The organism is Candidatus Hakubella thermalkaliphila (assembly GCF_013281975.1).
Taxonomy (GTDB): domain Bacteria; phylum Actinomycetota; class Humimicrobiia; order Hakubellales; family Hakubellaceae; genus Hakubella; species Hakubella thermalkaliphila.
In genome coordinates this window covers 1-4,323 of the sequence record NZ_BLRZ01000127.1, presented here as the reverse complement: position 1 = coordinate 4,323, position 4,323 = coordinate 1, and the positions used below count along the sequence as shown (strand labels likewise).

Annotated in this window: 4 protein-coding genes and 1 pseudogene; all 5 read right to left on the bottom strand. The window is 46.2% G+C overall.

Translation table 11 applies throughout. The annotated features are described in order from the left end of the window. The coding region (locus HW443_RS09615; protein ID WP_176238112.1) for a hypothetical protein at nucleotides 1–750 on the bottom strand (750 nt) is incomplete at its 3' end. Nucleotides 751–980: 230 nt separating this feature from the next. Beyond that, a complete protein-coding gene (locus tag HW443_RS14025; protein WP_176235870.1) occupies nucleotides 981–1,610 on the bottom strand; it encodes a class I SAM-dependent methyltransferase in 630 nt (209 codons plus the stop codon). 170 nt (nucleotides 1,611–1,780) lie between these two features. Further along, nucleotides 1,781–2,797 (bottom strand): glycosyltransferase family 2 protein, encoded by a 1,017-nt coding sequence (locus tag HW443_RS09605; protein ID WP_176235871.1) that lies wholly within the window; start codon nucleotides 2,795–2,797, stop codon nucleotides 1,781–1,783. 42 nt (nucleotides 2,798–2,839) lie between these two features. Further along, entirely contained in the window at nucleotides 2,840–3,574 is a 735-nt protein-coding gene (locus HW443_RS14020; RefSeq protein WP_407079640.1) for a class I SAM-dependent methyltransferase, read from the bottom strand. Between the two features lie 84 nt (nucleotides 3,575–3,658). Beyond that, a pseudogene (locus HW443_RS14015) lies at nucleotides 3,659–4,108 on the bottom strand (glycosyltransferase family 4 protein); the annotation flags it as partial. Between the last annotated feature and the right edge of the window lie 215 nt (nucleotides 4,109–4,323).

Below are 4,323 nucleotides of genomic sequence, written 5' to 3'. Positions count from 1 at the left end.
AGGAGCGCTTTGTTTCGTTAGCAGTACCCCTAGCAGAGCAAGAGCACCAAAGAAGTAGATTTCCTTTGGTGTTTCCGGCCGCTTGAGCAGAAGCGCAGAAAAGGCTAGAAGAGGTATAAGCCAGAAATAAGGGGGAATGGGCTGGACGACAAACTCAGCAGGGACCATTCCTGTCCAGAAAGGGTGGAAAAGGGTGAAAGCGACTTGTGTGTTAAAAAAAGCATTGCCAAAGAGGCCGCGCTCCACGGTCTCTTTTATGGCTTCTACAGCAGGAATTGATCCTAACAGCCAGAACATGTTTAAGAAAAAGAGTAAGAGGCTTGAAACAGCCAGCCTCGGGCTAACAGTTCTCGCAGACAGACTGCTCTTCCGAAAAGCTACGGAGTAGGTGAAATAGAGGAAAAGCATCCATAAAACGATGTACATTATTCTTGCCTCGTAGATAAAGCCAAGACTATAAACTAAGGCAAAAACAATTGGTCTTCTAAAACTGGGAGTGCTGATCACCTTATCAAACTCCAGAAAAATGAAGGGAGCTAAAGCGTAAGCAAAAGCGATGGGTAAGTGGGCGGTTTGAATAACTAAGAAATAGGTATTAAAAGTGTATGACAACGCACCTACAAAGGCCGCAAGATCATTGCGCAGAAATCTCCGGATAAGAAAATAGCTCGACAAAGGTGCGAGAAGAGCAATAGGGATGAAGAAGGTTAGGCGTGCGGCAGCACTGTAAGTTAGACCCAAGTGAGACATAAGGCCCCAGATAAACGTGAAGGGGAAAAAGTAGACCTGCTTATTCGGCCTGCCAAAATCAAAATAGGGTAACCAAGTGCCCCAACCGGAGATTGAGAAGAGCTCCCGTACAGTTTCAGTGGGCCAGTACCACCAGTCGCTCGACGTCAAGAGAGCGTTAGGAGAAAACCAGATATAGTGAGTGATTACGCCCAGTATAACGAGAAAAAGTGGATAAGTGAAGTTCTTTTTTACCATGTTGGGGGTCTACATACAAACACCAAATTATAGGCTAGCAAACCTGGACAAACACGAAGCCGGTTTACTAGCCAACCAAAGTGATCTGTGCCAAACAGCTCTCTTTCGATGTGCAAACCGCACTCACTAAGTAAATTCTTTGCTGACGTCCTTGTCCAAAAATGGAGATGACTTTTGTCCAAGATACCACTCTCGCTATATCTAAAATCTCCAAAAAGGAGACTGAAGCCTACGCTAAAATGAGCAACATTTGGGACAGAGACTATAATCCTCCCATCTTGCTTGACGGAGGCAAGAAATTTTCTAACCACATTAGCTGGCTTTACAAGATGTTCCAGAACATCGGCAAATATTATATAATCAAAGTAATCTCTGGGGAGCCTTAAATTCAGAATCGATTTTGCGTCGTTAAGGTCACAGAGATAAACTTGCTTATAGCTCTTGCTTGCCTCCAAGAGAGCTCCCCGGTCATAGTCAATACTCCACCACTCGCTCGCACCTCCTAGGCTGCCTAAATAGCCCTTATTGCACCCAACGTCCAGAGCTCGCCCGGGCCTTAACGCTTTTAGTATTAGAAAATGAGTACTATATCTCTTTAAGTGTAGTCGATATGTTTGGCACACTTCGCAAACCTACCCGTCTCTTTCCCCTAACATGAACGATTTTCCGTTTCAAGATGGAAAAGACCAGACGGCTCTTAGCTTTTAAACCTTCTTCGGACCTACCTTGCCCACGTTGCCCTTGCCAAAAGGTTAGGATACCGTTCGACAAACGCTATCAAATTGAAGCGCAGCTATTCAACGAACTTCGGCACCCCGATTTCTCGAAGTGCGCGTAGCTTGCCGACGTGAAAAGTGACGTTTTTCAATATCTCCAGATCGTTGACTTTTCTTGAAGCTTGGATTTTTTTTCGCAATTTGATCGTTTCAGAAAGGTTTTCCAGATTCCACCGATACGCCTTGAGATAAACCTCCCTAATAACACGCTTGTTTGAGGTGAGGCAAAAGAAGATTATCTCCGCAGCGTTTACTGCTAGATAGATTGGTAGCACAAGGGCAAGAATAGGCAGACTATAGTTCTTTAAAAGCATCCTTATAGTATTTTGTTCAGCTAGGTAACGCCGTCTTAGACTCGTTACAAACTGTTTGCCAGACTCGGCGTAGGACTTGAGTTGCGTCGCCCCTCTTCCCGACGTTCCACCGCCCGCGTGATAGACAAGGGCTTCAGACACACAAGCCACATCGTATCCCCTGAGCCTGACCCTCCAGCATAGATCACAATCCTCAACGTATGAGAACATCGCCTCATCGAAACTACCGAGGTCAAAAAACAGGTGTCTATCTATAAATAGACAAGCACCACTAGCATAGAAAGTCCTTTGACTCTTCGTCGGATAACCGAGAAAGTCCATCCCTCCCTCAGGGATAACCTCAGGGCTCCCATCGTAAGAAAGCTGGGTACAAGCCCAACAACCTACGCCTTGTCCACTTACAATCGCTTCTACCAAAGCAGCCACGCAACCGCTGTCGACCCTGGTATCGTTGTTCAGAAACAATAGATATTTCCCTGACGCCTCCGCGGCCCCGATGTTGTTTGCCACAGTGTAGCCCCGGTTCTCCCCGTTTTCAATGACCTTAACATGCGGGTAGCTGTCTCGGACAAAGTGGACGGAGTCGTCAGTTGAACCGTTGTCAACCATAATAATTTCGATGTTAGAGTAGGTCTGGTCAAAGAGTGAGTCGAAGCACTTCTTGAGATATCTCTTTCCGTTCCAGTTAACTACAATAATACTTACCAGAGGGGAATCCACTTATCCTCCCGGTATGAAGATCGATCATAGTTGCTTGCTAAATTACGTTAGTACCTCACATTTTGAAGCCGAGACCCACAAGCTATCTCTCAACAGAGCTAGTGGAGATGAGATTAAAACACAATTTACAAGCTTTTGCACTGTCTTTGGCATCAGCTTTATAACCTGGGGTAAGGTCCAATCCGCTGTTGAATCGGTATGGCTCGGAAATGTGAATCTTATTTGCCTAAAGCCCTTTCGCAAGAGGAGTTTCCTCACGGTCATCGGCGTATAGAAAGTCACGTGTGTGAGGTCTTGGTATCCATACCACTTTGCACCCTTGATTATTCTCATGGGGGACATGTAATTTGGAGTTACTAAGAATATACCACCACTTGGACGCAAAATCCGGAAAGCCTCGTCTACGAAGACTTCACCGAGGATAGGCGTTAAATGTTCAATAAGCGAGATGCCCACGACAAAATCGAACTCATCACTGGGAAACGGTAGAGCCTCTGCTGCCCCCACTATTTGTTGCGACATCAATGCAGCATGGAATGATATATCACAGCCTACAGCAAGATATCCTCTTTCGCGCAAATAGTAGATTAGGCGACCGCTGCCACACCCAACGTCCAAAACTTTCCAGGCCCCTGCGGTACGTAGCAGCCTCTCTATTGTGACTGTTAGATGTTGTGGCAGGAAGTCTCGCTCAAACAAATAGGTCTCATTATATGGACAGTCCTTTCCCACAGTATGTAGCGGTTTCACAATGCTGCGCTCTTGGAAACTACTCATCATTGAGCTGGTTGAAGATTTGATCCCCCAATACCCCTTAACACCCCTGGTGGCTTTCCTTTTGATGACTTGAAGTAGCTGCAGTGTGTGGTCACGCCAAGTGTGTTGCCTAGCAACTTCCCAAGCGCTCTGCCCCATTGCCCAAGCAAGCCTCTCATCCGCTGCCAGCTTGCCAACGTTTCTCGCCCAAGTATCAATATCATTTTCCTCAACAAAAAAACCTTCCTTTCCGTGTTCAAAAAGATCGCAGACACCTGAACCCTCAGCAACGAGAAAGGGGCAACCGCACCCTGCCGCTTCGAGCACGGTCATACCAAATGCTTCGCGGAAAGGATGCACTAGCACCCGGGCCCTGAGGTATAATTCGATCAGTTTCTTCTGGCTGACCGGCCCAATAACCTCGACCTGTCGGTGAAAACCTCGCTTTGTCAGATTCTGCTCAAATGCCTTACGCAACCTTGGGCTCAGCCATTGTCCTGCCACAACAAGCTTCATCTTTATGCTTCCTCTTGCCAGTATGTCAAGAAGGATGTCCGGAGTCTTGCGGGAGCCCCATTTATAGCAAGCGACTTAAATAAGTTTACACAGTGATATTATCTTTTGTGGTTTCCAGCGTTGTGATCTTTTGAAAACAGAGACCTCCAAATCGAATAGGGTCTCAAAATAGACATTGGTCGTCTCTTCGTATCTCATAGTCCTCCAAAGAGATTCTTGATAGTTGAGTTCTGGATGATAAGGCGGTAAATAAT

Coding starts and splice junctions, on each gene's coding strand:
- HW443_RS14020 (WP_407079640.1), bottom strand. CDS start 3,574: ATGAGTAGTTTCCAAGAGCGCAGCATTGTGAAACCGCTACATACTGTG.